The 7,100-nt window shown below is 35.4% G+C and carries 3 protein-coding genes; all 3 read left to right on the top strand.

Annotated elements, in window-relative coordinates:
* The coding region (locus tag BM289_RS25265; RefSeq protein ID WP_143102133.1) for a T9SS sorting signal type C domain-containing protein at nucleotides 1–938 on the top strand (938 nt) is incomplete at its 5' end.
* Nucleotides 939–1,089: 151 nt separating this feature from the next.
* Nucleotides 1,090–4,974, top strand: coding sequence for a T9SS sorting signal type C domain-containing protein (locus BM289_RS25260; RefSeq protein WP_091499410.1), 3,885 nt, complete (start codon nucleotides 1,090–1,092; stop codon nucleotides 4,972–4,974).
* Between the two features lie 432 nt (nucleotides 4,975–5,406).
* Nucleotides 5,407–7,100: glycine-rich domain-containing protein (locus BM289_RS25770; protein WP_091499408.1), on the top strand; the 1,694-nt coding region annotated here is incomplete at its 3' end.

Here is a 7,100-nt window from a genome sequence, read left to right as displayed (position 1 = left end):
CATTGTATTTCTGGGCGCACGTAAATCTTCCGGTTAAAGGTCCTGACGGGTTATATCACTACAACGACGATTTCGTTGCGGTTAACAGCATGGGGAATATCGATGTCGGCAATGGAACCACTTTTGACGGGTATATCGGGGCTGCCCAGGGGTTCATCATAAAACCACCGACAAATACGATAGTTTTTAACAACGGCCAGCGTGAAACAGGCGAGAATTCGCAGTTCTTTAAAACAGCGGCATCTGGTGTTGAAAGACACCGCATCTGGCTGAATATGTCCGATAAGAAAGATGTTTTCAAGCAGGTCCTTGTCGGGTATGCTACAGGAGCGACCAACACGCTGGATACTGATTTCGATGCCGTATCAATGTCAGCAAATACTCTGGCAGATTTTTACAGCATCAATTCGTCTAAAAAATTAATCATACAGGGACGTGCACTTCCTTTTATCAATACAGACGTCGTTACGTTTGGATACATGGTTGCAAAGCAAGGCGAGTATACCATTTCAATCGATCATGCGGACGGAATTTTCAATAACGGACAGGATGTTTATCTGGAAGACAAGGCAACAGGAAAAACAACCAACCTTCGTCTTGCTGACTACACCTTTACATCTGCCGCAGGAACATTCAACAGCCGTTTTGTAATGCGTTACACGAATAAAACTTTGGGAGTAGACGACGTTGAAAGTTTAGAAAATAGTGTTTTAGTTTCCGTGAAAGATAAAGTAGTAAAAATTACATCTTCAATAGAAACAATGAATGAAGTGAACATCTTTGATATTGGTGCACAGTTATTGTATAGTAAAAATAACGTGAACTCATCAGAATTGCAGATTTCGAATTTACAATCAAGTGATCAAGCATTATTGGTGAAAATTACTTTAGAAAACGGTCATTCCTTTACTAAGAAAATTATTTATAGTAATTTATAAAATAGTAAATCCGATAAATTTTAAAAGTCCATTCATTTTATTGAATGGGCTTTTTTTGTTGAAATATCCCTAAATCTTGGTATTGTGCTTTTTTATAATACTTTATAATTTTAGTTTAATTCTTACAAATATTAACTTTTATTATATAGTTATGATTAAAAAAATACTTTATCTACAAGTTTTAATTCTTTTTGTATTTATCAATGAAAGCCTTTTTGCACAACAGGGTAAAGTAGATATCACTTTTAATACAAAAGACGATGGGCAAAATGGGGACGGATTTAATGCTCCAGTAAGAACACTCCTTTTACAGAAAGATGGAAATTTAATTGTAGGAGGTGAATTTTTAAATTTAAATGGATCACCCGTTACCTACCTTACGCGCTTGAATACTGACGGATCAGTTGATGACAGTTTCAATACAGGTACAGGTTTCAACGGTAAAGTTTATGCATCCTATTTACAAGAAGATGGTAAAATTATTCTAGGAGGAAATTTTACAAATTATAATGGAGTTAGTGTTGGAAGACTTATTCGTTTAAATCCTGACGGTTCCTATGATGGCAGTTTTGATACAACTGTTGGGGCAACTGGAGCAACAGTTGCTGCTACAGCAATTGTTTATGATATCGCTATGCAGGAAGATGGTAAAATAATAATTGTGGGAAGTTTTGCAAAATATAATGCCACTACAGTTAATAGAGTGGCTCGTATACTTCCGAATGGAAAATTAGATTCCTCATTTTCTACAGGTAATGGTTCGGCTCTAAATATCACCCATGTTCGTATAACCCCTAAGAATAAAATAATCCTAACAGGCAATTTTACTAAATTCAATACTGCTCTAGCCAATAGAGTAATCCAACTTCATGAAAATGGTAATATTGATGAAAGTTTTAGTTATGGAAATGGATTTAATGATGATGTAAATGCCATCGCTTTACGCCCCGATGGGAAAATTATTTTGGGTGGAAATTTTACCACTTACAATGATATTTCTGCAAATAGAATTATATGTTTAAATGAAGATGGAACCATAGATGAGAGTTTTCAAACAGGTACAGGTTTTAGTAAAGAAGGTGTTCAGGTAATAAAAATTAATGTCAATGGAGATGTTATGGTTGGAGGGTCTTTCACAGGTCTCTACAATAATAAAGCAGTGAATAGACTGGTATTTTTAAATGCTGATGGGACATTGAAATCGGATTTTGACATTGGTTCAGGGCCAGCATCAGCTTCTGTTTTAAGTTTAGAATTTGATGATGATGGCTCTTGGTATATTGGCGGTTCTTTCTCTGTTTTTGATGGATTAAATCAAGGACGATTAGCTAAGATTGATAATCTAGGAGAACACGATACCTCATATTTATCTTCAGGAATTGGTTTTGACAATTCAGTTTTCAGCATTTTGCCTCTGCCAAATGGGAAGAGTATTGTTGGAGGTAATTTTAAGAAGTTTAATGGCGAGATTGCTTCGAGACTTACTTGTCTTTTAGAGAATGGTTCTCTGGATGAAAGTTTTAATGTTAAAAATTCAGGAGCCAATAATCTAATTAAAACGGCAGTATTACAAGCAGATGGAAGAATAATTTTAGGAGGTAATTTCACAAAATACAATGACAAAACGATTAACAGAATTGTTAGAATAAATGAAAATGGACAAATTGATGAATCTTTTAACATAGGAGGAGGATGTAATGGACAGGTTTATTCATTAGCAATTCAAACCGATCAAAAAATTATAGTAGCTGGAAATTTTACAAAATATAATGGGTCAGAAGCGAATTCTGGAGGAATTGTAAGATTGCTTCCAAGTGGATTGGCAGACCCAGATTTTAATACTGGATCAGGTGCAAATGGAATTATTGAGACGGTCATAATACAACCAGATGGAAAAATTTTGGCAGGAGGGCATTTTAAAACTTTTAATGGTTTTTCTTTTGCAGGTCTAGTGCGCTTAAATGCTGATGGAAGTATTGATAATAGTTTTAATATTCGTGAAGGCTTTGATAAATATGTTTATGCATTAGCAATACAGCCTGATAACAAAATAATTGTTGGAGGATCATTTCTAGCTTTCAATGGAATTTCTCAAAAAAGGATTCTTAGATTAAATTCTGATGGAAGTCTTGATTCAACTTTCGAATCTGGAACAGGTTTTAGTAAAGGAGATGTACGAAGTGTTTTATTGCAGCCGGACGGAAAAATACTTTTAGGTGGAGCTTTTTCGGGTACTTATAAAAATGTTGTCGTTTCAAGACTTATTCGATTGATGCCATCAGGAAGTTATGATAATTCTTTTGAAGCAGATTTAAATAATACGCTTTTCACAATGAATTTTACAGACGATTATAGATTGTTAATTGGAGGCAATTTTAATGCAGTTTCCAACATTACAAAACATAGAATTGCTCGTTTAAAACTTTGTGTTAATACCACCACTTGGGACGGAATTTCATGGTCAAGCGGTTTTCCTTCGGCTGGAAAAGAGGTGTATTTCAAAGAAAATTATCCAAATTTAACAGCGGCAAACATTTGTAGTTGTACTATTGATGAAGGTAAAAAGGTTGTTTTGTTAAAGAATAATACATTGGGGATAGAATTTGCATATACAGGTCTGGGAACTTTGGTTTTAGAAAATGGTGCCAGTTTATATCAAACAGATGATGATATAATAAATACAGGAATTATTCATTTAAAAAGAAAAACAACACCAGTTGTACGATATGACTTTACATTTTGGTCTTCACCTGTAAAGAATCAGAAGTTATTTGATCTTTCTCCAGAGACTCTTTTTGATAAATTTTATTGGTTTGATTCGCTTTTAGGCTGGATGATTAGTTATAGTGGGACAATGATTATGGTTCCTGGTCATGGTTACGATATTAGAGCACCGCAGACTTATTCGATTACTGAACACGCAATATTCGAAGGTACTTTTAAAGGAATCCCAAATAATGGAAAAGTAGAAGTGAATTTTGAAAATGCAAATCGTTATTATTTGATTGGAAATCCTTACCCATCCGCAATCAGTGCAGATGCTTTTTTAAAGCACAATTTAGGAAAAACAAAAGGTGCAATTTACTTTTGGACACATAATGAACCGCCGTTTAATCTCAAGTATTCGAATGATAGTTATGCCGCTTATAACCTTTTAGGAGGTGTAGGAACAAGGACAAGGGCAGCACTGAACACTGGTGTAAGTACTCAACCCCCAGATGGTAATATAGCTTCTGGACAAGGTTTTTTCATAAAAAGCAATACAGTTAGTGTTTTGGAATTTAACAACAGTATGCGAATTTCAGGAAGTAATAGCACTTTTTTTAAGCCTGCACAAAAGATGGAGATGACAACTCAGGAAGAAAAGTATCGTTTTTGGTTAAATCTAAAGGATGAGAATAATGGATTTAGACAGATTTTATTGGGTTACGCAGACGAGGCTTCAAATGACTTGGATTTGATTTATGATGCTGAATTTTTAAGTTCAAATGAAGGACTGGATTTCTATAGTATTATTGAAAACAAGAAACTCGTTATCCAAGGAAGAGCAAAACCTTTGCTCAAAAGTGATTCAATTCGTTTGGGATATAAAGCGAATGAAAGTGGAACTTTCTATTTAGAAATTGACCATCAAGACTTTTATTTTGATAGTGTTGCTGTTTTTATATTTGATAAAACTTTAAACAAAATTCATAATATTAGTGATTCACCCTACAAATTCGTTTCGGAAGCTGGAACCTTCAATGATCGTTTTTCAATCATCTATACAGACAAAACTCTAGGAACTGAAAGGAATGAAAAAGAATTAGACAGTACATTAATATCAGTTAAAAATCAAATAATAACCATTGAATCTTTGAATCAAAATCTTGAAAAAGTTGAAATTTATGATATTGCAGGAAATAGATTATATAAAAAAGAAAAAATAGACACAAAGAAGATAATCATTCCTAATTTAAACTTTTCACATCAGGTTTTGTTAGTTAAAGTAATTCATGAAAATGGTGAAATGACTTCTCAAAAAGTGATCTTTTGATTCTATAAATATCTTATTAAGAAAAGATTTTAAGAAAGCCTTTTACAAATTTTGTAAAAGGTTTTTTTGTTGTTAATGTGTTTAAAATCAGTTAGTTGTGGTTATTGCCGTTTTAAATTAACAGTTTTTTCCTATTTTTTGTATTTTCTTCGTTTTAGCTGTTAAAATTATATGTTTAATACTACATAGTGAATTTGTATGTAAATAAAATCGTACCTTGTTGTAAGTTTTTATCGATAAAAAGTAATAAAAATCGATTAAAGGCTAATTTTTTACACAAGCCTAGTTTGATTTTTCTTTTTGAGAAAACAAAGTTATAAGCTGTTTTTATTGGTCTTTAATTATTTGGGGAGAATAGCATTATTCCTAATTTTTTTTTATCAGTTAATCTTGTTTGAGTTAGAATTTTTTTCAATTACAAAATACCACAATATGAAAAAAGATTTACTTACTACATTGAATTTCTTTAATCTTACGAAATTTCCAAAACAAACTAAGGAAAAATTAAAATTTGTTTTCTTTCGAGACATTAGATACTTCCTGATTCTATTTTTAATTGTTTTTTCCAACACTTTGCAAGCTCAAACTACTAATACATTTACTTCGAGCGGTTCATTTGTAGTTGCAGCTGGTCTTTCATCTATAACTGCTGAATGTTGGGGAGCAGGTGGTGCCGGAGGAGGAAATAATAATGGAACTTCAGGTGGTGGAGGTGGTGGAGGTGGTTACAGTAAAGCTACAATCACTGTAACTCCAAATACAACAATAAATTATACTGTTGGTATCGGGCCTACAGGAACTACAGCAAGTGGTCTCGATGGTTCTGCATCTATTTTTTCAACTGTAACTGCAAATGGAGGTAAAGGTGGTACAAGTGGTGGTCCAGGTAATGGTGGATTAGGTGGTGCAGGTATTACAACAGGTACAGCTACAAATTTTACAGGAGGAAATGGAGCTAACGGAAGTCTTGTTCTTGGATCAGTATATTCGGGAGGTGGTGGAAGTAGTGCCGGTACTGCCTCAAATGGCAATCCTGGAATTGGATTGGGTGGTGGCGGAGCTGCTGTTACAGGCGGAGGAGCAGGTGGTGCAGGAGTACTTTTAGCAGGAAATGGAGCCAATGGTGATGTACCTGGTGGTGGCGGTGGTGGGGGGTTGGTGTTATTAACTGGTAATTTTAATGGAGGTAAAGGTGGAAATGGGCAAATAAAAATAACTTATACGTGTCCTAGTTATAAAATTACAGCAACTAATGCGAGTAATGCTTGTGTGTCTACTGGAACTTCTGTAATACAGTTGATATCTACTGCACCTCTTTTGCCCGCAGGTACTTATACAGTAGCTTACAGCATTAATAATCCTAGTATTTCTGGAAGTGCTACGGTAACTGTAGATGCTACTGGTTCAGGAAGTTTTACAGTTTCAGGATTGAATATAGTAGGTACGAGCACAATAACTATAACAGGATTAACATCTGGTACTTGTACTTCTCCAGTTACTACAGGAAATACAGCGAGTATAACAGTTTCAGCGGCGAGTGTAGGAGGTAGCGTAACAGGAGGAGGTGCTGTATGTTCAGGAGCAACAAGTGGCTTATTGACACTGTCTGGACAAACAGGGACAGTTTTAAAATGGCAATCTTCTGTTAGTCCCTTTTCTACTTGGACAGATATTACAAGTACAGCCGGTATTACTACTTACACTTCAGGAACTTTAACACAAACAACTCAATTTAGGGCTGTAGTACAGAGCGGAACTTGTACTGCTATAGAGTCCAATCCTGCTACTATTACAGTTAATCCTCTTCCTCAGGGAAGCTTAACGGCAAACGGTCCCTTCTGCGCGACGGGCACCGGACAGCTTACCTTTACGGCTACATCGGGAACAGGTCCATTTACAGTTGTCTATACAGAAAACGGAGGAACAAACAGAACTGCAACAGGAGTTGTGAGCGGAACAGCTTTCACGCCTTTTACCACTCCTGTTACCGCATCGACCACATATGCACTGGTTTCTGTTACTGATGCGAACTGCACCAGAAGTTCTGGTTTCACGGGTGGTTCGGCAGTTATCACGGTTAATCCTCTTCCACAGGGAAGCCTGACAGCGGTGAGTCCCTTATGCGG

It is taken from the genome of Flavobacterium phragmitis (genome assembly GCF_900112575.1).
Classification (GTDB): Bacteria; Bacteroidota; Bacteroidia; order Flavobacteriales; family Flavobacteriaceae; genus Flavobacterium; species Flavobacterium phragmitis.
The sequence above is the reverse complement of the archived record's forward strand: the minus strand, read 5'-3'. Positions and strand labels throughout refer to the sequence as shown.

Bases quoted from the DNA above. Each gene is read 5' to 3' on its own strand.
- BM289_RS25260 (WP_091499410.1), top strand. From the start codon at position 1,090: ATGATTAAAAAAATACTTTATCTACAAGTTTTAATTCTTTTTGTATTT.